Source organism: Kiloniella antarctica (genome assembly GCF_042682825.1).
Classification (GTDB): domain Bacteria; phylum Pseudomonadota; class Alphaproteobacteria; order Kiloniellales; family Kiloniellaceae; genus Kiloniella; species Kiloniella antarctica.
In genome coordinates this window covers 279,784-303,773 of record NZ_JBHUII010000001.1, presented here as the reverse complement: position 1 = coordinate 303,773, position 23,990 = coordinate 279,784, and the positions used below count along the sequence as shown (strand labels likewise).

General features: G+C 44.5%; 21 protein-coding genes and 1 pseudogene. 9 read left to right on the top strand and 13 right to left on the bottom strand.

The features are described 5' to 3' along the window. Positions 1-335: 335 nt before the first annotated feature. The 3 genes from ACFSKO_RS01440 to ACFSKO_RS01430 form a co-directional block, all read right to left on the bottom strand. The gene (locus ACFSKO_RS01440) at positions 336-1,892 is read right to left on the bottom strand and encodes a PAS domain-containing sensor histidine kinase (protein ID WP_380247630.1); all 1,557 of its coding nucleotides are present in this window, start codon (positions 1,890-1,892) and stop codon (positions 336-338) included. Between the two features lie 96 nt (positions 1,893-1,988). Then, complete coding sequence (gene uvrB / locus ACFSKO_RS01435) at positions 1,989-4,121, bottom strand: excinuclease ABC subunit UvrB (RefSeq protein WP_380247628.1); 2,133 nt, start codon at positions 4,119-4,121, stop codon at positions 1,989-1,991. Between the two features lie 50 nt (positions 4,122-4,171). Next, positions 4,172-5,425, bottom strand: a complete 1,254-nt coding sequence (locus ACFSKO_RS01430) for a diaminopropionate ammonia-lyase (protein WP_380247626.1) — start codon at positions 5,423-5,425, stop codon at positions 4,172-4,174. A 255-nt stretch (positions 5,426-5,680) separates the two neighbouring features. Here ACFSKO_RS01430 and ACFSKO_RS01425 point away from each other — a divergent pair, with 255 nt between their 5' ends. Both ACFSKO_RS01425 and ahpD read left to right on the top strand, forming a co-directional pair. Then, positions 5,681-6,220 (top strand): peroxiredoxin, encoded by a 540-nt coding sequence (locus ACFSKO_RS01425; protein WP_380247624.1) that lies wholly within the window; start codon positions 5,681-5,683, stop codon positions 6,218-6,220. An 87-nt stretch (positions 6,221-6,307) separates the two neighbouring features. Beyond that, complete coding sequence (gene ahpD / locus ACFSKO_RS01420; RefSeq protein WP_380247622.1) at positions 6,308-6,841, top strand: alkylhydroperoxidase, AhpD family; 534 nt, start codon at positions 6,308-6,310, stop codon at positions 6,839-6,841. A gap of 414 nt (positions 6,842-7,255) precedes the next feature. On the opposite strand, the gene ACFSKO_RS01415 is transcribed toward ahpD, so the two are convergent. Next, positions 7,256-7,468, bottom strand: a complete 213-nt coding sequence (locus ACFSKO_RS01415; protein WP_380247620.1) for a hypothetical protein — start codon at positions 7,466-7,468, stop codon at positions 7,256-7,258. Positions 7,469-7,856: 388 nt separating this feature from the next. On the opposite strand from ACFSKO_RS01415, the gene ACFSKO_RS01410 reads away from it, so the two are divergent. Then, positions 7,857-9,062, top strand: coding sequence for a pyridoxal phosphate-dependent aminotransferase (locus tag ACFSKO_RS01410; protein ID WP_380247618.1), 1,206 nt, complete (start codon positions 7,857-7,859; stop codon positions 9,060-9,062). 224 nt (positions 9,063-9,286) lie between these two features. Further along, positions 9,287-10,294 carry a protein-methionine-sulfoxide reductase catalytic subunit MsrP gene (gene msrP / locus ACFSKO_RS01405; RefSeq protein ID WP_380247615.1) on the top strand — a complete coding sequence of 336 codons (1,008 nt, stop codon included), beginning with the start codon at positions 9,287-9,289 and terminating at the stop codon, positions 10,292-10,294. Positions 10,295-10,313: 19 nt separating this feature from the next. Here msrP and ACFSKO_RS01400 read toward each other — a convergent pair whose 3' ends face one another. From ACFSKO_RS01400 to ACFSKO_RS01390, 3 genes and pseudogenes are all read right to left on the bottom strand, one after another. Continuing rightward, complete coding sequence (locus ACFSKO_RS01400; RefSeq protein WP_380247613.1) at positions 10,314-11,426, bottom strand: S1 family peptidase; 1,113 nt, start codon at positions 11,424-11,426, stop codon at positions 10,314-10,316. A 542-nt stretch (positions 11,427-11,968) separates the two neighbouring features. Continuing rightward, the gene (locus tag ACFSKO_RS01395; RefSeq protein WP_380249414.1) at positions 11,969-12,385 is read right to left on the bottom strand and encodes a helix-turn-helix transcriptional regulator; all 417 of its coding nucleotides are present in this window, start codon (positions 12,383-12,385) and stop codon (positions 11,969-11,971) included. Between the two features lie 54 nt (positions 12,386-12,439). Beyond that, positions 12,440-12,688, bottom strand: a pseudogene (locus ACFSKO_RS01390) (AraC family ligand binding domain-containing protein); the annotation flags it as partial. Between the two features lie 203 nt (positions 12,689-12,891). Between ACFSKO_RS01390 and ACFSKO_RS01385 the strand changes: the two are divergent. Further along, on the top strand, positions 12,892-14,109 hold the full coding sequence (locus ACFSKO_RS01385) for an MFS transporter (RefSeq protein WP_380247612.1): 1,218 nt from the start codon (positions 12,892-12,894) through the stop codon (positions 14,107-14,109). Between the two features lie 415 nt (positions 14,110-14,524). Here ACFSKO_RS01385 and ACFSKO_RS01380 read toward each other — a convergent pair whose 3' ends face one another. The 3 genes from ACFSKO_RS01380 to ACFSKO_RS01370 all read right to left on the bottom strand — a co-directional run bounded on the left by ACFSKO_RS01380 (position 14,525) and on the right by ACFSKO_RS01370 (position 17,921). After that, positions 14,525-15,415, bottom strand: a complete 891-nt coding sequence (locus ACFSKO_RS01380; protein WP_380249412.1) for a LysR family transcriptional regulator — start codon at positions 15,413-15,415, stop codon at positions 14,525-14,527. A gap of 213 nt (positions 15,416-15,628) precedes the next feature. Beyond that, complete coding sequence (gene trxB, locus ACFSKO_RS01375) at positions 15,629-16,573, bottom strand: thioredoxin-disulfide reductase (protein ID WP_380247610.1); 945 nt, start codon at positions 16,571-16,573, stop codon at positions 15,629-15,631. Positions 16,574-16,865: 292 nt separating this feature from the next. Further along, positions 16,866-17,921 (bottom strand): mitochondrial fission ELM1 family protein, encoded by a 1,056-nt coding sequence (locus ACFSKO_RS01370; RefSeq protein ID WP_380247608.1) that lies wholly within the window; start codon positions 17,919-17,921, stop codon positions 16,866-16,868. A gap of 140 nt (positions 17,922-18,061) precedes the next feature. Between ACFSKO_RS01370 and ACFSKO_RS01365 the strand changes: the two genes are divergently transcribed. After that, on the top strand, positions 18,062-18,562 hold the full coding sequence (locus ACFSKO_RS01365) for an Lrp/AsnC family transcriptional regulator (RefSeq protein ID WP_380247606.1): 501 nt from the start codon (positions 18,062-18,064) through the stop codon (positions 18,560-18,562). A gap of 148 nt (positions 18,563-18,710) precedes the next feature. On the opposite strand, the gene ACFSKO_RS01360 is transcribed toward ACFSKO_RS01365, so the two are convergent. Then, positions 18,711-19,811, bottom strand: coding sequence for a GGDEF domain-containing protein (locus tag ACFSKO_RS01360; protein ID WP_380247603.1), 1,101 nt, complete (start codon positions 19,809-19,811; stop codon positions 18,711-18,713). Positions 19,812-20,104: 293 nt separating this feature from the next. Continuing rightward, positions 20,105-21,163, bottom strand: a complete 1,059-nt coding sequence (locus tag ACFSKO_RS01355) for a hypothetical protein (protein WP_380247601.1) — start codon at positions 21,161-21,163, stop codon at positions 20,105-20,107. A gap of 107 nt (positions 21,164-21,270) precedes the next feature. On the opposite strand from ACFSKO_RS01355, the gene ACFSKO_RS01350 reads away from it, so the two are divergent. Both ACFSKO_RS01350 and metZ read left to right on the top strand, forming a co-directional pair. Beyond that, positions 21,271-21,693 (top strand): rhodanese-like domain-containing protein, encoded by a 423-nt coding sequence (locus ACFSKO_RS01350; protein ID WP_380247599.1) that lies wholly within the window; start codon positions 21,271-21,273, stop codon positions 21,691-21,693. A gap of 57 nt (positions 21,694-21,750) precedes the next feature. Beyond that, positions 21,751-22,953 (top strand): O-succinylhomoserine sulfhydrylase, encoded by a 1,203-nt coding sequence (gene metZ / locus ACFSKO_RS01345; protein ID WP_380247597.1) that lies wholly within the window; start codon positions 21,751-21,753, stop codon positions 22,951-22,953. Between the two features lie 101 nt (positions 22,954-23,054). On the opposite strand, the gene ACFSKO_RS01340 is transcribed toward metZ, so the two are convergent. Next, positions 23,055-23,480, bottom strand: coding sequence for an Lrp/AsnC family transcriptional regulator (locus tag ACFSKO_RS01340; protein ID WP_380247595.1), 426 nt, complete (start codon positions 23,478-23,480; stop codon positions 23,055-23,057). 135 nt (positions 23,481-23,615) lie between these two features. Here ACFSKO_RS01340 and ACFSKO_RS01335 point away from each other — a divergent pair, with 135 nt between their 5' ends. Further along, the gene (locus ACFSKO_RS01335) at positions 23,616-23,927 is read left to right on the top strand and encodes a cupin domain-containing protein (protein WP_380247593.1); all 312 of its coding nucleotides are present in this window, start codon (positions 23,616-23,618) and stop codon (positions 23,925-23,927) included. The last annotated feature ends 63 nt before the right edge of the window (positions 23,928-23,990 follow it).

Genomic DNA, 23,990 nt, shown 5'->3' with positions numbered 1-23,990 from the left:
ACTTGTTGCCCCGCATTTTGCTGGATGCGAGTGGCATAGGCCAATAGATGCCCCTAGAGTGAAGAGTTTTCAATAGAAGAAGTTGAAATATGTCGAAAATAGGGCTTATTTATCTGGATAAGAACGTCACTTTCAGAGTAAGAGAAACTGAGTTTATTTAATTGTGTGGACTTGTTCATCCGGGTTGTCAGGAAGAAACGTTTAGAGTCTTGAGCCCTGCTTTTTTCGTGCTGTAAAACTCTTTTTTTGATGAAGATTCATTTTATTAACTTTGTGTCGCGAAAATGAAATTTCAATTCCTTGAGATGAATGTTTTCTTAAAAATTTAAAAGAGATTAGTGTGAAGTGTTGGGATCGATGTTCTCGTTTAGTCTTGATTTGGGGATAATAACCGAAACTTTTGTCCCTTGTTTGGGCATACTTTCTATTACGAGTTCGCCATCATGAGCAGCGACCAATCGAGAGGCTATATATAGCCCTAATCCAACTCCTTTTCCTGATGCCCAAGAAGAACTTGCCGCCTGTGTAAATGGTTTACATACATCATTACGACGATCTTCAGGTATACCTATGCCGGTGTCTTTAATGGTGAAAACAATGTTACCTGTAGCATCATAATCAACGCCTAAGGAGATTGTGCCACCGTTGGGAGTGTACTTGATAGCATTGCTGATAAGGTTGATAAGGATTTGTCTGAATCGTCTGGAATCTCCTTTCATTGATATCCCAGTAACATTGTTTTGAACGAGGAAAGTTTGTTCTTTTTTTATTGCTTCAAGTTCAAAAGTTGCGCGGCAATAATCAATAAGAGTGACATGCTTAAAATATTCTTCAAAAAGGTTTAATTCTCCACTGTCAATTGTGGATGCATCAAGAAGCTCATTGATAAGCTCCAACAAATGTTGCGCACTGCAATGTATATCTTTTAACGCTGAACTTTGTTTGTCATTTATGGGGCCATAAATTTGATGTTCTAGCATACTGGAAAATCCGATAATCGCGTTCAAGGGCGTTCTGAGTTCATGGCTCATGGTTGCCAGAAAATTACCTTTGGATTTGTTTGCTGATTCAGCTTCGTGACGGGCAAGGGTGAGTTTATGAGTTCGTTCGTTCACACGTTGTTCTAAATCCAGATTGAGACGTCTCAACTCTTCTTGGGCCATGACCCTTTCGGTGATATCTTCTTCCGTGGCAACAATAACTTTTGCGCCAGAAACAGGATCCAGACCAAACTCGGTGGTTAAAGTGTGCCAACGATCTCCTATGGCTGTTTGGATTTTAATGTCTCGGCAAAAAGGGCTCCCGGTTTCCTGGTTATCAATAATTTCTTTGATAATGTTTGGGGCGTTGTAACGCTCTGCCAGTGTGGTTGTTGGCTTGTCTTCTATATCGTAAATTAATGCTGCAGACGGGTTTTGGGCGAGTAATTTTCCATCAATTGCAAAGGTGCTAATCATCAGTGGCGTATGTCGAACAGCTTCTAAAATGCGTTTGGCGCGATGATCAAGTTCTGCCCTGATCTGTGGACTAGCCTCAGTAATTACTGCGCGGTTACCGTTTTCTATGAGGATTGGAGTAAATGTAACAATGACCATTTTGGGGTGGCCATTGGGGTAGAGTGTCCAGTTTTCTTCAACACGATTGCCCTGTGATGTATTAGAAAAAAAACCCTCTAATCTTCGTCGGACAGAACTTGAGTCAGACGAAAAATCTCGAGCGATAAGAGTATCAAGAGAATCTGCTTCCCAAAATTCAAGTGCAGATTCATTTCCCCACCAAATTTTATGGTCATCAATATCAAAAACCCAAATCGCTATGCTAAGTTTATTAAAGGCATCCAAGTCTTGCCAAGTATAGAACTTAGGGGGTTTTTCTTTATCAGTGACAGTCATATATAAATCCCATAAATTAGATATGAATACCCCTGTATATAAGGAATGTGGGGACATCTTCTCACATTGCAGATGTATGTTTTCTTAACTTGTTGATTATTTTCCTTTTCGTCCTCTTTTGTACTTCTTGCTCTTGGACGTTGCTTCGGCCATTGCCATACGATCAGATAAGTTAGGGCTTCCCGGAGGAGCAATTCCAAGCTCTGATTCTTGTAGTTTTTTGATTTCATCCCGCATTCTGGCGGCTTCTTCAAATTCAAGATCTGCGGCGGCTTCGTGCATGCGCTTGGTTAAGTCATCGATGTAAGACTTCAGGTTATGGCCCACCATATTCGGAGTACTTAGATCGTTAATATCAACAGTAACGTGGTCGCTTTCGTAAACTGATCCTAATATATCGTCGATTTTTTTACGAATTGATTCGGGGGTAATGTTGTGGGCCTCGTTGTACGCCTGTTGTTTCTCTCTACGACGGTTGGTTTCATCTAAAGCTTTTGTCAGTGATTTTGTCATTTTATCGGCATAAAGAATGACTTTACCATCGACGTTACGTGCTGCGCGTCCAATGGTTTGAACTAGAGCGGTTGTCGAACGTAGAAAGCCTTCTTTGTCAGCATCTAGAATACAGACAAGACCACATTCTGGGATATCAAGACCTTCGCGGAGAAGGTTGATGCCGACCAGGACGTCAAAAATTCCTTTGCGAAGGTCGCGAATGATTTCGATACGTTCAAGAGTGTCGATGTCAGAATGTATATAGCGGACTTTTAAATTTGCTTCGTGGAGATATTCTGTGAGGTCTTCAGCCATACGTTTGGTCAGGGTTGTTACCAGGACACGCATGTTGCGGCTGACGACATCTCTACATTCTTTTATTAAATCATCGACCTGGGTTTCAATAGGCCGGATTTCACAAACCGGATCAAGCAATCCTGTAGGACGGATGATTTGCTCTGCGAAGACGCCTCCTGTCTCGTTCATTTCCCAAGGTCCGGGTGTGGCCGAGACAAAAACTGTCTGAGGGCGCATGGCTTCCCATTCTTGGAATTTGAGAGGCCGATTATCAATACAAGAGGGGAGACGGAAGCCGAATTCTGATAAGTTTGATTTACGGGCAAAGTCACCATTGTACATGCCGTTAAGCTGACCAATGGTGACATGACTTTCATCGACAAAGAGTAGGGCGTTATCCGGTAGATACTCAAACAGTGTCGGTGGTGGCTCGCCTGGAGCACGTCCTGTAAGGTAACGGGAATAGTTTTCAATCCCTGCACAGGCTCCGGTGGCTTCAATCATTTCAAGGTCGAATACTGTTCTTTGTTCCAGGCGCTGGGCTTCAAGAAGCTTGTTTTCTTCGTTGAATCTCTGGAGCTGGATTTTTAAATCAGCTTTTATCCCTTTTGCTGCCTGAATAAGAGTTGGTCTTGGTGTTACGTAGTGACTGTTCGCATAGACTCTTATCCCTTCAAGATCGGCCGTCTTACCACCGGTTAAAGGATCAAACTCTTGAACAGTTTCGATTTCATCGCCAAACATGGAAACCCGCCACGCACGGTCTTCATAGTGCGCGGGGAATATTTCAAGAGTGTCACCACGTACTCTGAAGGTGCCGCGTCCAAAGGCAATATCATTACGGGTATATTGTAATTCGACCAAAGATTTCAGAATGTCGCGCATGTCGACTTCTTGGCCAATTTTTAAACCCAATGTCATTTGAGCATAGGTTTCAGGTGAGCCGATACCATAAATACAAGAGACTGATGCAACGATGATTACATCGTCACGCTCAAACAAGGCACGGGTTGCTGAGTGTCGCATACGGTCGATTTGCTCATTTATAGAGCTATCTTTTTCAATATATGTATCTGTGCGCGCGACATAGGCTTCGGGTTGATAATAATCGTAGTAAGAAACGAAATACTCAACGGCATTATCTGGAAAGAAACCTTTCATCTCGGTATAGAGTTGAGCCGCCAACGTTTTGTTGTGTGCTAAGATCAAAGCGGGTCGCTGTAATTTTTGGATGGTTTGGGCCATGGTAAAAGTTTTACCTGACCCTGTTACCCCCAGAAGTACTTGGCTTCTCTCGCCTTCACTTAGGCCTTCGCAAAGCTCTTTGATCGCCTGGGGTTGATCCCCCGAAGGTGAGTATTCTGACTCAAGCCGAAATGGTTTTGAATCATCCTTAAAAAAGCTATCTGCGGCGCGTTCAATAAGCAAAGAAGTCATGCGTGCTCTCGGTACTAACCTGAAATAATTGGTGTTGGGTTCCTGGTGGTTTACTGGGACTGATCTTCAGTAACCAGTTTCTGATATAGCGTTTGATCCATTGCGCCTTCACTATTGATGAGCAGGATACGCGAATCAGGGGATAAGCCAAGGGCCTGACGAGTTTCATCGTGACTGGCGGCCATAATCAACGCAGCTAAACCAGCAATACTGGACTCTCCTGCGATAATTGTGGGATCTGTAAAGGGTGATTTAGCAAGTAATTTCATTGTCGGGCCAGTAATGTCATCTGGCACGGTCATAAAAAAATCAGCGCCTTTTGAAAGTATTTTCCAGGCAATAGGGGACGCTTCACCACAATCCAGTCCCGCCATAATCGTGTGTACCTCACCAGTTTCTTTGTCTCCAGAGGCTTTGGTCAAAATCCCCTCTGCAGCTGAGGCATAAAGGCAGGCAGCATTTTCAGGTTCTACAACAACAATAATAGGCCTCTTCTCTGCCATAAGGTCCCATAAATACCCGGTAATCGCTGCAGCTAACCCACCAACTCCAGCTTGTATGAATACGTGGCTTGGGGGGATCGCTTTACGAAATGCTCTGGTGAAATATTCGAGGATGGCTTCTTGTGCTATTAGGCTGTAGCCACGCATTATCTGGGCAGGAATTTCAATATATTCGTTCCAAGAAGTGTCTGATATTACTTGATGATTATTCTGTTGGGCAAAATTGGCGCATAATCGTACGGTATCATCATAAGACAGATCAGTTTGAATGACTTCGGCATCAAACTCCTTGATTGCGTCTATGCGTTCCTGACTACAAGACGCGGGGACATATATGGTGGCTGAACAACCAAATAGCTTTGCACCCCAAGCAACAGATCTTCCGTGATTGCCATCTGTGGCTGTCGTCACTGTTATCTGTGACGTGATATCTTGGTACTGGCCAGTCCTGAGGACATCTGAGCTGATGTATTTATCTGTTTTTGTACTAACAATATTTTGAATGTGTTTGAAGACAGCGTAAGCTCCACCCAAAGATTTAAAGCTTCCAAGATTAAATCTTTTACTCTCATCCTTGAAACTTATATCGACGAAATTAAGTGTCCGGGCAAGTTCAGGCAGAGAGATGAGATCACTGATTTTGTAGTCTGGCCAGCTTTGTATTTCCTGATATGCTTCCTTACAATTTTCCTTAGAAAGTATCTTGCGTAACTCATTGCCGTATTTTTGGCTTCGATCCGCATCTGGATTGGGGAGGAGGCTAAATTGGGACTTGATCCAGAGGGATAAAGGGCTTTTCATGAGGTACGTCTTGTCTTTCTTGAAATGGCTCTGCGGTAAACAGGTTACCCTTATATAATATTAGGTTAAGTATCAGGAAATGAGCGCTAGTTGTTAATTAGAATTATTCTAACTATATCTTGACTTTTTATACAGCTGTCTATTAAGTTCTCGACATGAAAATACCCTCAGCGCGGGGCAATGCGCAATCACATATTTATTCATTGTATCCGGCGCTCACGGTAAGAGCATGACTATAAGGACGAGTACGAACTAATGCTTACTATTGGTGATAAATTTCCAGAATTCGCACTAACAGGTGTTGTATCCAATAATCCATCTGATGGGTTCGTTGATATTTCTGACAAAAGCTACGAAGGTAAATGGAAAGTCGTTTTCTTCTGGCCTAAAGATTTCACATTCATCTGCCCAACTGAAATTGCTGCTTTTGGTGCAATGAACGAAGAGTTTGAAGATCGCGATGCACAAATTCTGGGTGTTTCCACTGACAGTGATTTCGTTCACATGGCATGGCGTAAGGATCACGAAGACCTAAACGATCTTCCTTTCCCAATGGTTTCAGATATTAAGCGTGAGCTTTGTGAAGGTCTTGGCATTCTTGATACGGATGCAGGTGTAGCTTTGCGTGCAACATTTATCGTCGACCCAGATGGTATTATCCAGCACGTTGGTGTGAACGGTCTAAATGTTGGTCGTAATCCACAAGAAACGCTTCGTATTCTAGATGCTTTGCAGACCGACGAACTCTGTCCATGCAACTGGAATAAAGGCGACGATGTTCTTAAAGTCGCTTAAGACGCTTAAGTAAAAGAAAAGGCGGGTACGGGGAACCGAGCCCGCCTTTTTTGTATTTCCTCCATTTCAGTATTTAGAGATAATCTTATGTCAATAAATGATTTGAAATCTGCTGTTCCAGATTATGCAAAAGACCTGAAGCTGAACATTACGAATGTTCTGACTTCAACAGTACTTAACGAACAACAAATCTGGGGGACTGCTCTTTCGTCTGCTCTGGCAAGTCGCAATGCTTTGGTTATCAAATCTATCAACGCCGAAGCTAAAGAAAAATTATCACCAGAAGCGTATAGCGCTGCAAAATCGGCCGCATCGATTATGGCGATGAATAATATCTATTATCGTTTTGCGCACCTCAGCGGTAATGAAGACTATTTAAAACTTCCAGCCCGTTTACGCATGAACGTAATTGGTCGTCCAGGCGTTGATAAGGTCGATTTTGAGCTTTGGTCACTGGCTGTATCGTCGATAAATGGGTGTGGTATGTGCATTGAATCCCACGAAAAGCAAGTTGCTGCGGGTGGTATATCCAAAGAAGGTATTCAAGATGCCATTCGTATCGCGGCGGTAATGCACGCGCTTGCCGCGACATTTGATGGTGAAGATGCGCTTGTAGAATGACCTTGCGCCAAAGTTTCCCTATCAGGCTTAGTTGCTTAGCCTGATAGGGAGCGCTGTATGTTGTATATTGTGGGATCAGGTAAGCTCAAAATGGTCAAGGCTCATCATCTTGTCCCATGCTGCCACAAAATCAGTTATGAATTTCTGCTGTCGTTATTACTGACATAAAGCTCCTGCTATAGTCCGGAGTTGAGAGTTTGAGCCAAAGATTAAGATCAACAGCTGGGCCTCTCCACTTTATCGTGCCAGATTTTCGATCTCGTCCTTTGTACACATCCTTAGGTGCCGTTAATCCTTGCCCCTCCGTATTCATGCCAAGTAGGTTCGAGAAGAAATCATTGCTCAGCGTTTCGAGGTATTAAGGCTTTGAGCATTAAGCCCACGGATACTCAATTGTGTTTTGAAAGCTTAAGGTTAGTTCTTATTAATTGTTGAAATTTTTTGCCCAGTGTTGTTAGGATCGACCATCCGATCAGCGAGGAATTTCTCTGGCGAGAGAATCGCGGCAAGTGAGACAGATACGGTGGAAATAGATAAAAGGGTGACCAGAAGCAGTGTTAAACTTAAAAGGCCAGTTTTGCGATCACTAGTTTTATATGTATCGCGGACATATCCAGTTCTTTGCATCCCGCGCACTCCTCATATCTTTATATAGCTAATTTAGTTGGAAAGTTTATTCAAACGAACTTTGGATAATAAATCTGCTCGACTATTTAGATAGCGGTCAACTGTGACAGTTGTTTAGATTAAATAAGGCAATTTGGTGTTTTTTCTGATCCGTAGCTGACAGGGTTTTGTTCCTCATGACGATCACTAACTAATCATGGAATTTTAGATATTAAATACCACTCGTGGGTTAAAATGCACAGAAAGTGAAGACTTTTACAGATTCACAGTTGCGATCACTATGTTGGTTATATTACGGTGCCGCAGTGCATAACCCCGTCTTGAAACTCGTAAGTCCGATCTAGGTGCTTTAATCTGGAGTTCGGCGAAACAACAGGAGCATAAGGTCATGCCGCAACTTGCGGATCGCCTCTCGCGAATCAAACCCTCTCCGACTATTGCTGTAACTACCAAAGCCCGTGAGCTTAAAGCTGCAGGCCGTGACGTAATTGGCCTTGGCGCTGGTGAACCGGATTTTGAAACTCCGGATAACATCAAAGCTGCCGCGATTACCGCGATAAAAGGTGGTGACACCCGCTACACCGCTGTTGATGGAACGCCAGAACTTAAGGCGGCTATCTGTGAAAAGTTTAAACAGGATAACGGTCTCGTGTATACACCAGATCAAATCTCTGTTGCGACTGGCGGCAAACAGATTCTTTATAATGCTTTCATGGCGACCCTAAATCCCGGAGATGAAGTTATTATTCCTGCCCCTTTCTGGGTTTCCTATCCAGATATGGTTCTTCTTGCAGATGGTGAGCCTGTTGCGGTTCCTTGTATGCAGAGTAACGGCTTCAAATTACAGGCAGAAGACCTGGAAGAAGCAATTACCCATAAGACCAAATGGGTGCTTCTCAACAGCCCTTCCAACCCAACGGGTGCCGCCTATTCTTATGATGAGATGAAGGCGCTGACCGATGTTCTTAAACGTCATGAACACGTAATGATCCTGACCGACGATATGTATGAAAAGCTCGTCTATGACGACTTTGAATTTGTCACTCCGGCACAGGTTGAACCTTCGCTTTATGACCGTACCCTGACCATGAACGGCGTATCCAAAGCCTATTGCATGACAGGATGGCGCATCGGTTATTGCGGTGGTCCAGCTGCTTTGATCAAGGCAATGGCGAAAATCCAGTCACAAAGTACCTCTAACCCTTGCTCAATCAGTCAAGCTGCTGCGGTTGAAGCTCTTCGGGGCGACCAGGGCTTTATTGCCAAACACAACGATGTCTTCAAGGCGCGTCGTGATATGGTTGTTGATTTACTTAACGATTGCCCAGGTATCAATTGCTCCAAGCCAGAAGGTGCGTTTTATGTTTATCCTTCTTGTGAAGGAACAATCGGCAAAACAACACCTGACGGCAATCGGATCTCTTCAGACGGCGATTTCGTGACCTATCTGCTTGAAAGTGCGGGTGTGGCTGCGGTTCAAGGACAAGCTTTTGGGCTTTCCCCTTATTTCCGTATTTCCTACGCGACGTCTACAGAAGCCTTAAAAGAAGCTTGTGAGCGTATCAAGAAGGCATGTGAAGCCTTGACGGACTAAGATCGAATTTGTTCTCGTGGTGGTGACCTCTTGCGGTGAAAACCCAATGTGGGGCCTTACATCCCCGCAAGTTCATCTGGTTATTAAGAGAGAAAGGGTGCATCATTTGATGCACCCTTTCTTATATTGGGGAGAGTGTACACAACGAACTCGCGAAGCGGTGATTTGTTTGTGAGAGCACAAGAGGTTATCTCTGTAGGAGAAATTAGACAGAGGAATAAAGAATGTTGATCAAGTTACGCAAGCGTTGGGAACTGAAGGAAAATCAGACAACCTCTGAGAGCGTTTATTTGAATCGTCGCAGTTTTCTTAAAAAAGCTGCTTTAGGCTCAGTGGTTCTTTCATCAGGTATGGTTGCGGGTTGCGAGGAACAAAGTGCTGAAGCCACAGCGGCAACGCCAGTTAAAACACCATTAAGCAGCTTGGATCCCAGTGCTAAATACTATCCGGCTACGCGCAACGAAAGCTATAAGCTGGATCGTGAATTGAGCCTGGAAGAGTTGGCTACCACTTATAATAATTATTACGAGTTTGGTTCTTCAAAAAATATCCATGCAAAAGCACAATCTTTGTCTATACGTCCTTGGTCAATTGTCATTGATGGTATGGTCGAAAAGGAAATGAATCTCGACATAGATGATTTGTTTTCCAAGATCGAGTTCGAAGAAAGACTCTATCGTCACCGTTGTGTCGAGGCTTGGTCCATGGCTGTTCCTTGGACGGGATTTCCTCTTCGAAAGCTTGTCGAACTCGCGCAACCGCTTTCCAGTGCAAAGTACCTTCGTATGGAGACCTTCAACTTACCAGATGTCGCTACGGGTCAAAAAGCACACTGGTATCCTTGGCCTTATATTGAGGGGCTGACAATTGAAGAAGCGACCCATGATCTCGCGTTTATAGCGACGGGAATTTATGGCAAGCCGATGCCAAAACAAAACGGTGCGCCGTTACGTTTGGTTACGCCTTGGAAATATGGGTTTAAGTCAACCAAAGCTATTATTAAGTTTACCTTTACGGATAAGCGCCCTGTTTCCTTCTGGGAGGAAATCCAGGGCTCTGAGTATGGTTTTTGGGCCAATGTAAATCCTGAAGTGCCACACGCGCGCTGGAGCCAGGCCACGGAACAACCGTTAGGCAAAAGCGAACGAGTTCCGACACTTCCCTTTAATGGTTATGCGGATGAAGTGGCCGACCTATACAAAAGCATCAAAGGCGAGCGGTTGTTTACATAAAAAACATATAGCGTTTAAGTCAGTACTGGCAGGAGATGAGTACGGTATAGCTTTTGATTTCTTTATTTAAATCCTCAGGTAAATAAGCTTTTTTACCTGAGTGATTTGAACTGTACAGAATATTTACCCGGTCCAAAAGACGAGTTAGACGACTTTCTTTGACAGCAAAGTTAACATTCTGGGGGATTTCTCCAGTCATATCTGCGACTTTGATGGCGTTTAACTTTGAGGCAATTATACCAACGAGTTGCCCGTATTTGTTTACGAGCGCTCCCCCACTATTTCCAGATTGTACAGGAAGAGAAACTTGAAGATAATTTTTGTCACCGCCAAAACCTTTTAACGCATTAATTCGGCCATCGGTATAAATACCGTCATCTGATAAAAGCCCAATCAATGGGAATCCGTAGGTTGCGACGTATTCACCTTGTAATGGAGGAGCAGAGATAGAGGCATATTTTTTTGAATTTATGCTGGTTTTAATTACTGCTAAGTCATTGTCTTCAGAATAAGTGACGATTTCTGCACTGGCGATGTTACCTATATTTGTCTCAACTGAGATGCTCTTGCATTCGTCAATTACATGATGGTTTGTTGCGATAAAGCCCTTATTGTTTATAAAAAAACCAGTTCCAAAAGATGCTTCTGATTTGTTGTCTTCCTCATGGTCAGGGGGTGAATTCTCTCTTGCTGCAAAACTTGTTGCAAGTTCTTGAAGAGATAGGATATGGCCACTTTCTCCTGTATAGGAAATGTTGTTTAAAGCAGCAGCAGTTGCGCCGATGAAGTCATCTTCTTCAAAATCGCCCATATGTTCACCAAAACCATTATATATCCGTTTACCAGATATATAATCTACAGCTGAACAACTGACCTTTTGAGATATACCAATGACAGCTCTTTCAGCCGTGCCTGCAGCATTGCATTGAAAGACAAGTGCATCCTGTATTATGAAATTTTCAAGTATGATTTTATATAGCTTATCAGGAATTACCGTGTAGCCTTTCTCGAGGAGAAAGCCTTGCATCTCTTGTTTTGAAAGAGGGTGAGATAGAGGTGACAGCAGTGCATAGGTATACTGTTTTTGAGTTTCTCCAGAATAACTTCCTTTGGTTTGGTATGTTGCCGACACGCCACATCCTGCGAGTAAGGTTAACATTACTACACTGATTAAACATTTGATGTGCATGATTAAATTCCGGCAATTTTTATGGAAGTTATATTGAGCCGAATTTTTGCCCATGAACCGTGTATCGTCAACTATAAGGGGCGTACGGCTAGGTTATTCTAGTATTGATACGAGTTGAATTAGATCGGAGTGTGTAGGGAAACTATCGGTGTTGCGTTAGGGAGATTAAGGTCCGCAACAGGAGACCAGAAAGCAGATAAAAAAAACCTCCAAGCACAAGGCTTGGAGGCAAGTCAAACAGGGAGGTTTCACGTCTGGGAGACGTAGGGTCCGAAAACCCTCAGGCCGAAGCCTGGAAATAGACCAACCGGAGCAAGCTCAACAGTCAGTCCAACCAGATATTGCAGAGCAACATCCGATGACCTGAATGTAGCAATTTTTTTTATAATGTCGATTTACATTATTACAGTGCCGTTATGCGTTCTATGCATGCGTTGGAAATAAGCTGCGTTTTCTGTTCTAAAATAGGTATTTTGAACAAATGATCAGCGTGTAAAATAAGCTGCGGGTGATTTTCCTAAAGTACGTTTGAACATGGCAATGAAGGCGCTGGGACTATCATAGCCCAGATCAATTGCAACAGTGGTGACTGGTTCGCCGAGCGCCAGACGCTCCATTGAAGCCATCAGGCGGCATTGGCTACGCCATTGGCGGAAGGTCATGCCAAGCTCTTTGGAAAACAATCTTGCAAGAGTGCGGCTGCTGGCCCCGACCTCGCTGGCCAGCTCTTCCAGTCCACGAGGAGCTGATGGGTCGTTGATGAAGCACTCAGTGACTCGACGCAATCTTGCATCCTGTGGCATTGGCAAATGCAAGGGCACGGTTCTGGCTGCCCTGATCTGGTCCATCAATACTTGCATCAAACGCCCATCTGCGCCTTCTTCGTCGTATTCAACTGGCATGGTCGCGGCGTGGATCAGCATTTCCCGGAGTAGAGCGGAGACGGAGATCACACAGCAGGTATTGTGCATTCTATGGGCAAAGTTGTTATCCAGATGTACCGCGCGCCATTTTGAGCCATGGGGGGAATAAACCTCATGCACGGTTCCGTGGGGAATCCAAACTGCACGTTGTGGCGGCACGACCCAGTTACCCTGATCAGTATAGATGGCCAGAACCCCCTCAGAGGCGTAGGCCAGTTGGCACCACTCATGGCTGTGCGGTAACACCCGACGACCTGGCCGCATGTTGGCGGCACGTACCATCACTGGGCGCACCAGGTGATCCGGCATATCGTTTGGCTTTGAGATCAAGGGGCCGCCGGGTTCAGGCTCAATTCTCATGGCATCTACTCAATCGTCATGTTTGTCCGTTTGTCGATATCATATGGCACGATAGCGCAAGACAGTCGTAACTGTCATCCTTATATTAGCGACAATAGAAAACCACGATGGAAATATTTGCTGTTATGAAATCACTCACGCACTATCTCAAGCCTGAAGTTTGGCGCACGCCAGAAGGCTGTCTGATCATCCTTTCAGCGGCGATGCCCTTGGCCTTTGCCACCTGGATGAGCCTTTTGAACAATTTTGTCGTGGAAAGAGCTAACTTTGGTCTGGCGGAGATCGGTATCTTGCAGTCTGTGCGTGAAATCCCCGGCTTGTTGGTGGTTACCGCACTTTTGTTCCTGCTCTTTATAAAGGAACGCAGCTTTGGCTTGATGGCTTTGATTTTGCTGGGAGTTGGCGTTGCGATCACGGGGTTTTTCCCCAGTGCTTTCGGGCTATACGTTACCACAGTAATTATGTCGTTTGGCTTCCATTACTATGAAACCGTACAGATGTCTTTGACCTTGCAATGGGTTGATAAATCACGGGCACCACTTTCCATGGGACGACAACTCTCTGCTCGTTCCATTGCGTCGATTGTCGCCTATGGAATGATCTGGGTGATCTTCACGTTCTTTGGTCTCGATTATAAGTGGGTTTATTTGGCCGGCGGGACCATGACCATCATAATGGTACTGTTTGTTGTGCTTGCTTTCCCATCCTATCAGCCAAAAGAAGTACAACATAAGCAAATGCTGTTGCGCAAACGCTATTGGTTGTTTTATGCGCTGACTTTTATGGGCGGTGCCCGACGCCAGATTTTTGTGGCTTTCGCCAGTTTTATGATGGTTGTGAAATTCGATTTTTCTGTGGCCGAAATTACCATGCTCTATCTTGTCAATCAGGTCATCAATTTTTGGTTAGCTCCCAAAATTGGTAAATTCATTGCTACCTGGGGCGAACGCCGTGCGCTGATCTGTGAATATATTGGACTGATTATCGTATTCTCAGGATATGCACTGGTGGCAGAAGCCTGGATTGGTGCAGTGCTCTATGTGCTTGATCATCTGTTCTTCTCTTTTGCAATTGCTCAAAAAAGTTATCTTCAGAAAATTGCTGATCCTAAAGATATTGCTTCTACATCTGGTGTCAGTTTTTCGATCAATCATATCCCGGCGGTTTTTATACCAGTACTCTTTGGGCATGCTTTCTCGGACGATGCAATGTGGATGGTGTTTGCTGCTGGTGCGGGTATGGCGGTGATATCACTGATCCTTGCTTTTAATGTGCCAAGGAACCCAAGACCAGGTAATGAGGCTATCTTTGGAGGATCTCCATTGCCTCAAGCCGCGGAATAGATAGTTTTTACAGACATAGTTTTTACAGACAAGGGTAATCCTTGGGTTTATCTTTAAGCTGTTTAAGGGGGGCGTCGGACATTTAATTCCGGCGCTCTTTTTGATTTCCGATTCTTGTTGAGGACATAATTAAACAAAAAAAAACCTCCAAGCACAAGGCTTGGAGGCAAGTCAAACAGGGAGGTTTCACGTCTGGGAGACGTAGGATCCGAAAACCCTCAGGCCGAAGCCTGGAAACAGACCAACTGGAGCAAGCTCAACAATCAGCCTAAGTAGATATTGCATAGCAACATCTGATGACATGAATGTAGCAATTTTTTTTACGATGTCGATTTACATTATTACAGTGCCGTTATGCGTTTCATGCATACCTCGCAACATCTTGTAATTATTGTGTAATTTTACCTTGGAGTAGTCAGAATTTTGATTCGGCAACCTTACGTAAAAGGAAGTCTCGGAAGATAGAGATCCGCTTTGAAGATCGCATTTCTTCTGCATAGGTAAAGTAGGCGTCGAATTGAGGTCCTTCTAGCTCAGGTAGTACTTGGACGAGGTCACTAGATTCCTGTGTCATGAAATCTGGAAGAGCGCCAAGCCCAGCACCGGATCGAACAGCCTTCATAATTGCATAGACATTATTAATACTCATAGAAGGGCGCCTTGGTGCCCCACCATCGATGCCGACCCGCAAGAGCCAGTTAATATCAGGAAGTGGCGGTTTCGAATCATCACCATAAACGACGAGTCTGTGATCGGATATTTCGTCGACGGTTCTCGGCATGCCGTGTTTTTTGATGTAACCAGCTGAGGCATAGATATGCATTTGGGCAGTGAGCAGATGGCGCTGAATAAGATCAGCCTGTCGTGGTGGGTGTAACCTGACTGCGACATCAGCTTCGCGCATGGATAAGTCTAGTTCTCTATCCGAGAGGATGAGCTGTACTTCAACATCTGGGTAGAGTTCTATGAACTCAAGAAGCCGTGGCGAAAGCCAAGTCGACCCAAAAGCGACGGTAGTGGTGATTTTCAGAGGCCCCTTCGGACGGTCCTTACTTTCGGTTAGTTGCGCTTCGGTCATGGCAAGCTTGCCAAAGACTTCGTGTGCGGTGCGGTAAAGTAACTCACCTTGTTCTGTGAGAATAAGCCCGCGTGCATGTCTGTGAAAAAGAGAAACCTTTAGGCTGTCTTCTAATGCCGATATTTGCCTGCTAACGGCGGATTGGCTTAGATTCAGTTGTTCACCTGCATGGGTAAAGCTTCCCGCCTCTGCAACAGCGTGAAAAATACGCAGTTTGTCCCAATCCATAATGGTTGCTCCCAGTCCACCCCGGCGCTTTGTGCCCTCTGGCAAGGCTTTTCTCCCTTAAAACTGTGTGTTGAAGTCGACACAGCGATTCGTTTATTATAGTTATCTTACTGTAATTACAGCTTGTTAACAAATTGTACCTATTGGCTTTAAATTGGCAAAAATAAAGCAGAGCCCAAATTAGGACTCTGCTCAAAACTCTCTCTATTTTGGCTAGTCGTTGAGTTCGGTGATATACCGTTCAGCTTCCAAAGCAGCCATGCAGCCTAGTCCTGCTGCGGTTACAGCCTGGCGATAAATTTTATCAACACAATCACCTGCAGCAAAAACACCGGGAATATTTGTTGTTGCTGTACCTGGGGTTGCGAGGAGATAATTTTCATCATCCATATCCACTTTGCCCTTGAATATCTTCGTTGCGGGATCGTGACCGATGGCAACAAACATACCGTTGACATCTAGCTCAGAGAAAGAACCATCTAGAGTATCTTTAAGCTTTATTCCGGTGACCCCGTCAGTGTCTGTACCAAGAACATCGTCGACGACTTTGTTCCACTGGATATCAATTTTTTCATTTTTAAGCAGGCGGTCTTCGAGGATTTTTTCACATCTAAGTTCGTCACGACGGTGAACGAGTGTCACTTTTGAACAAATATTGGCAAGATAAAGAGCTTCTTCAACGGCAGTGTTCCCACCACCGATAACGGCGACTTCTTTGCCGCGATAGAAAAAACCATCACAGGTAGCACAAGCTGAAACGCCTTTGCCATTGTAAGTCTCTTCACCAGGAAGGCCGAGCCAGCGCGCCTGAGCGCCTGTTGCAATAATAACGGCGTCTGCGACATAACTATTGCCGCTGTCGCCTGTGCAGACAAAGGGGCGTTCATCAAAGTTGACTTCGTTGATGATATCAAAATGCATTTTTGTGCCGACGTGCTCTGCTTGCTTTTGCATTTGCTCCATCAACCAGGGCCCTTGGATTACATCCGCAAAACCGGGGTAGTTTTCTACTTCGGTCGTGATTGTAAGCTGCCCGCCGGGCTGTAGCCCCTGTACAAGGATTGGCTCCAAATTGGCACGGGCTGCATATATGGCTGCGGTGTAACCAGCGGGGCCAGAACCAATGATCAGTACCTTTGCACGGTGGGTTTCGGACATACTTTCAAATCTTTCATTTTTTCTCGCGATCTTGCCGCGATGGAATCCATCTGTGTGGGCTGAAAAATAGAGTGCCTTCCCTGTCTCTTCAAGGGTGTGATCACGATCTTTTGTTACTTTACAACATATGGAAATTTTCGCGGGGCTTTGCGAAGGAGGAAATTTTATAAAAAAGGCACTTTAATTGTAGACAGAATAGCCGGAAAAGGAGGGTGAGTGTGTAATATTTATAATGCACAGGTTAGGTCTCATGGAGTGCACCAGTGGTTTGATAAATCTTGTTTTGTGTGACTTACAATCGTCCCTGAGATTGCATCCTGCGTAAGACTTCGTTCGCCATACGCTCCGTTTCTTTTAAAGGAGAATAGCTCCAACTTTCCATGCGGCCAGAAAAGGGCCGGGTAATACCTTTTTGCTCAAGTTGTTTATGAAAGCGATCAAATTTTTTATTTCCACCTTCAAGATTAACAGTGAAAACAGGCTTTCCGGTACTTGCGGCTTCGGTCACCATGTTAACTGAATCACTGGTAACAATGATCGCTTCAGCGCTCCCCAAAAATCCAAAATATGGATTGTGACCAGTTCCATCCCAAATAAACGCGGGAAGATCGGCTAGGTATTGTTTCAAAAGAATCTCATTTGTTTCACCGGTTCTGCGAGAGGTTGTAATTAAAAAACCACATCCGGTAGTGCTGTGAAGTTTTTGAAGCTGAGTGCCAAGGTGTTGAATTACGGAGGTTGTAAGATCGTAGGCCTTGCTTTTTCCACCAACCAATACTGCGATAAGTGGGCGAGGGAGTTTTGCAATTCGTGGGCTTAGTATGGTAGATTCGTCTCTCAGGCGTTGACTGGTTACTCTGTTGAAACCACCAGTCGTGGTCAGAACGTTGCTTCCTCTGAGTAAATCGTGTTCAGGGGTTATTACCAAGTCGAAATGGTTAGGTGAAATTTTGGGATCCTGTACTTGGATACAAAAACTTTTTCCATGACTTTGTTTTCTGACCAAAGTGTTGAATATCGCAGCTTGTCTCCCACAACCGATGACCAGATCGGGCCACTCGCCTTTTGAGGGGAACTGATCGTAGATGGATTGGTGTACGGGGATGAGCGAGGGGGGGAGCCAGTGCCAGGGGCGCTTCATCTTTACATGATAAATTTCTGGGGTAAGGCCCATGGCTTCTGCCAGTCCGGTGCATTGCACTTCGATACCAGCACGACCATCGCTAACGGCCCAACATATAAGTTTTTTCTGTGATTTATTTTTTAGTTTTGGCATTGCATCAGGAATATTGCGTGAGAATGAAGGCGTGGCAAGGAAAAGGGGTGTCAGGTAAAAAAATCCTGTCACTTATTAGGTATTAGTATCTTGAATTTATGGGCTTCACGAGTAATATTGTTACCCAAATCACCTAGATTCGCTTAAAAGTTTATAATGTGAAGTCATGTAAACTTAGGGAATTGCCGTAAATCACTATACAGGACGTTTGCATGCGCCGGGTAAAGTTAGATCGTATTGATCTTCGTATTCTTCAAGACCTCCAAGAAGATGGACGTGTCACCAATGTCGAGTTAGCTCGACGGGCGGGCATTTCAGCACCACCTTGCTTGCGACGGGTCCGAGCACTGGAAGAAGCTGGATTTATTAAGGGCTATCACGCAGAACTCGAGGCAGAAGCCTTGGGATATGAAGTGACTTTTTATGCTTTGGTTGGCCTTGCCGGACAGTCCGAACAAGTTTTAACAGAATTTGAAAGTTATATGAACGAGTGGCCCGAAGTGCGCGAATGCAGCATGACACGCGGGTCAAATGACTTTGTTTTAAAGCTTGTTGCGCGGAATACTGGTCATGAGAACGAGTTAACTGAGAAGCTAACGGCAGCACCACATGTTTCTACTGTTCAGACAATTCAGGTGATTCGGACTTCTAAGAATATGCCCGGGGTGCCGATCGATGATAACGATACTATACTGTTGAGTGGGCACGAATAATTCTTTTCTGAAGTGATATTCTTTGGAAAGAACGATATTTTAAGGGGATGCAGAGTTTCTGCATCCTCTTTTTATTTTCAAATGTTTGGAAAAATAGGACTGAGGAACTCGATAGGTTGGTTGTTAACTAATAGAGTAAGGTCGATGTTTATTTTGTAATGACACAATTTCGACCTTTATCTTTGGCTTTGTATAGAGCGCGGTCAGCTTTTTTCATTACGTCACTTGGTTCTTCTTGTTTATCTGTACGCTCTGATAGCCCAATTGAAATCGTAACCTTTGTTTGTTTGCCTTCGGGCCTTTTACGAGTGATTTTTTTCTTCGAATTCGAAGGCTTTTTCTGCGGGCGGTCTGTACCGCGTATTACAAATATAGTGTCTTGAATTCTTTCGCGAACATCCTCTAAATAATCCAGAGCTTCATCTATGCTCTTTCCAGGAAAGAGAAGCGTGAATTCTTCTCCCCCATAACGATAGGCTCTACTGCCACCACCGGTTTGGCTTAACCTTGAAGAAACCATGCGAAGTACTTGATCGCCAACATCGTGACCATGAGTATCGTTGAATTTTTTGAAAAAATCGATATCAACCATGGCAAGACTATAATGTCGTCCGAGTTTCTTCATATCGGCAAGTAAGGCGCGGCGACCGGGTATACTCGTCAACTCATCAAGAAACGCCATCCGATGAGATTCTTGGAAAAGGCCGAGGACGAGTAATAAAGAGGCGAGAGATATAAATATCAGTGAAGCCGAAGGTTCCCCGTGTTTCAAAGCGGCACCAAAGAGGGCAACTAATCCCCCGAGGTATCCTAGGTCCATTGGGCGATGTTTACGGATAACTTTGACAGTGAGAACCAGTGTCGCAAGGGCAAAAGAACCTAGAGCTGGCGCGGGGAGGGGCATCCATCCTCCCCAACTGGGGCGCCATTGAATGGCATAGTGTAAATCTATCCAAAGATTTGCAAAGATGCCTAGATCATTGGCTGGATAACCAAGAGTGGCGATAATCAACCCGCAAGAAAGAAGCGAAAGGCCCTTGGAAAATCCCGTAGGATTTAATATGCCGCGCTCCTCACTAATAGTGAAAATCATCCAAAAAATTGGGATGAGCATATACCCAGCTGCAATCTGTGTGAGAGAAGCATCATCGCCAAAATAGAACAGAGCCATCGAAATCAGGAAGCAGAAAACGGGATTGGATTTTCTAAACCATAGGCAAAGTACGGCGCCAAACGTAGGAAGTACCATTGGAGTCACGCTCAACAATAGTGCTACAGGTGCAGGATAGCTTTGGTGGATGAGAGCCAAGTAAATTGCCGCTGACAATAGGGATATTGGCAATAGATATATTTTGAAAAAATGTGAGATCACAGGGTAATTAACTTCAAAAAAAAGGGACCACTTGGCTCAAACTCTTGTCGGGTTGCCTCAGGATTATAAAGAATAGTGAAGCAGAATTGAGAGGATAACAACGTCTGCTTCACTTTAAGAATTGTGATACTTGTACAATATTATGTTTAGGTCGTCGGGACTAAATCATATTAATCGTTCTGGGAGAGCGCCTGCTTTGAAATCCTTTCCATGATGTCTTCTATTTCAGGACTTGCTGGGGCTGTTTCATCTTCATTGGCGTTTTCATCAAGAAAAGCATCGATATCGGTGTCTTGAATACTGTTACCCTCAGTCTCTGTATCATCTACTCCCGGATCGTCGGCTTTGATATCCTCAGGTTCAGTAATTTCTTTTTGGGTTTCTTTTTTATCGGTGTTTTTAGCACCATCTGCCAGAAGAGCATCTTCAAGCGGATCTTCTAATCCTTCAAGAATGTCTTCTTCAGTACTCTGTTCTGTTTCAGGAGCAGATTCAGAATCGGAAATAACAAAATCCTCAATGATACTTTCATCTGGCGATGTTTCATCCTCGCTCTCTGGTTCTTCATCAGGAAGTGCTAATTCCAAACTTTCTGCAATTTCGGCAATTAAATCATCTTCAGAGTCGTCCGGTATTTCAGATTCGGAGAGCTCTTCGTTCTCAAGCCCCGTAGATTCGAGAACAGTGTCATCGGGCAAGGCTTCTTCAGCTTCTGGTGAGCTCTCTACAGGGAGAGGTAATTCACCAACCTCTTCGTCTTCCATCTCACCTTCATCCTCAGAACTATCGCTATCAGTATTCTGTTGTCCGGCTTGATCAGAAAGAAGTTCTTCCTCGTTCTTTTCTTTAAAACTGTCGTCTTCAGAATTGTCCTCGAGAGCTTCAACCTCTTGTGTAGGTTCATCGTCAGGCGCGGATAAGGTAAGGTTTTGTGCTGGAGATTCGTTGGCAATATCAACTGTTTGACTGGTCATTGCCGATATTCTGACATCCATGTCTTGCAAGGTGTTTGAAGTGTCACCTTTCTCTATTGCCTGTAATAAAGAAAAGAGCATTGATCGTAATTGCTCGTTCTCGTTTTCAAGTTTGCCGATGGCTTGATCTTTTTGTTCGGTCACATTGAGAAGGGCAATTAGTCGTTGGCTGTACCCTTTTTGTTGGTCAGCAATGAGTCCAAAGTTCTCTTCTGCTGCTTCAACTCGTTGGCGTAGTTCTTCTAAATCAGACATGGTTGAATCCTAGTTCAAAAGTATTTGTCTAAAGTATTTGATGAAAAAGGTTTTAAAATCCCTAATTCTCAATATTAATAGGCGCCATAGTGAAAATGGAGACCATAATGGAACAGAAATACGCTGGTGATGTATCTGCGAGTGAGGCTTGGGCAACTCTGCAAGAGAACCCAAAAGCAGCTTTGCTTGATGTTCGAACCATTCCAGAATTTCAGTTCGTTGGCGTTCCTGATCTTTCCGGAATTGGAAAAGAAACTCATTGTTTACCTTGGCAAGTTTATCCACAGATGCAGATCAATTCTGACTTTGTCGAAGCGGTCAAACTTTCAGGTATGACGCAAGATCAACCAATTTTGATCCTCTGCCGGTCCGGTGTAAGGTCGGTTTCTGCGGCGGTTGCCCTAACTGTGGCAGGTTTCACAAACTGTTTTAATATTGAACAGGGATTTGAGGGACCACCAGACGACAAAGGACATCGCGGCAATCTCGCGGGTTGGAAGGCAGCAGGTATTCCCTGGAAACAAAGTTAATTTAACCGCCAGCCTAAAGAATATGGTTTGGCAATGACGACTAAATGGAAAAGAGAGATGACAAACAGCACTTCAAACGCTTCAACGCAAAAGCTTCGTCCCCAGACACAACTGGTGCGCGGCGGGCTCATGCGCAGCGGCTTTGATGAAACCAGTGAAGCGCTGTTTTTAAACTCTGGTTATGTCTATAGCTCCGCTGAAGAAGCCGAGCAGGCCTTTAATGGTGAGCGCGAACGGTACGTCTATTCCCGTTATGCTAACCCGACTCTCTCCATGTTTGAAGAACGCATGCGCTTGCTTGAAGGCGCAGAAGTTTGTCGTGGGACGGCAAGCGGTATGGCGGCTGTTAATGCAGCGCTGTTATCTCAGGTAAAAGCAGGGGACCGTGTTGTCGGTGCCAAGGCTCTTTTTGGGTCTTGTCTTTATATCCTCAACGAACTGCTGCCGCGTTATGGTGTCGAGACTGAAGTTGTCGATGGCACTGATCTTAAGGCTTGGGAAGCTGCTCTTGCTAAAGGGGCTAAAGCTGTTCTTGTCGAAACGCCTTCTAACCCTGCCTTGGATATCATTGATCTCAAAGCTGTTTGTGATATGGCCCATGCCGCTGGTGCATTGGTCATTGTTGATAACGTGTTTGCCACGCCAATGTTGCAAAAACCTATGGAATACGGTGCTGATATCGTTGTCTATTCGACGACCAAGCATATTGATGGTCAAGGACGATGCATGGGAGGGGCAATTCTTTGTTCTAAAGAGTTTGATACCGACCACCTGAAGGATTTTTACCGTCACACAGGCCCGTCAATGAGCCCGTTCAATGCTTGGACAATGCTCAAGGGATTGGAGACCTTAAGTCTCCGTGTTGATCGGATGAGTGATAATGCTTTGGCATTGGCAATGCATCTTGAAACCTTGCCTGGTTTGAAAAAAGTTATCTATCCTGGTCTAAAATCACACCCGCAGCATGAGCTCGCTATGGCGCAGATGTCTGGTAAAGGCAGTACTTTGATCGGTTTGGAACTCGAAGGTGGCAAAGAAGCTGCATTTAACGTGCTTAATCGGCTCCGTGTTGCTGATATTTCCAATAACCTTGGAGATGCGAAGACTTTGATTACGCATCCTTCCTCGACGACGCATCAACGCTTGAGCGAAGAAGAAAGACTAGCGGTTGGCATTACTCAGAGCTTCTTAAGGTTGTCTGTTGGCCTCGAAGACGCAGAAGATCTCAAAGAAGATCTCGAACAGGCTATTCGCGGATAGATTTCCGGGGTAGAACAACACATAAAGAGCCGTCTCTTGGAATTCCGAGGGACGGCTTTTTTTATTTACCCCTAACTTTATCCAGAGCTTTACCCATAACTTTACTGAGGCCGCTTGATATGGGTTTTCAAAAGGGTAGAGGTCGTCACTTCACTTACTTCTGGATAGGCAGACAATGTTTCTCTGATCTCGTTTGCGCTCTCTATTGTATCCGTTGAGATCTCTACCATCATATCAATGGCACCGCCAAGCGAATGACAGGCAGTGATCTCGGGGATCTCTTTCAGTCTTGGGGCGATAAGCTCACAGGAGGGTTGGTGCGTCTTGATCATGAGAAAGAGTCGTAGAGTTTTTTCATTTTGGGATGGCTTTAAGGTATAACCCGTAATTTCACCGCCCCTTTCCAAACGTCTGAGCCGTTCGATGAGAGCAGTACGTGAAAGATTGATACCTGACGCAAGCTCCTTAATTGAAGCCCGGGCGTTTTCGCGCAACAACATGAGAAGTTTTTGATCTTTGTCGTCCAATTGGAGCGCCTTATTTTCTTGTTGTTCTACTAGTCAAAATAACAGTCTCTACACTACATCATGTCTATATATTTGAGCTAAACAAGTTTCTAACCTCTACACGATCTAATTAATTATCTTGTGATGGAATACATTATGAAATTTGTGGAGCCGAGTAATTATACAGGTAATAAAGCCTGGGATGCTTTAGATGTTGCTGAAATCGAAGGTGCAACAGTACGACTTCATTGGACCGATCAGCCTTACAAATGGCATCAAAACGACGGTGATGAAGTCTTTGTTGTGCTCAATGGCAAGGTGAAAATGTTCTACCGGAGCAGGGGAGTTGAACAACACCAGATTATGAAGCCGGGAGATATTTTCCACGCTGGGAATGGCGACGAGCATGTCGCCCACCCGTTAGGTGAAGCTAGAGTACTCGTGATTGAGAAAAAAGGAAGTATCTGATTTTTGTGTAATTATTTAGATGGGAAAGAGGTAGGTATTATTCTGGGGGTAACATTATTGATA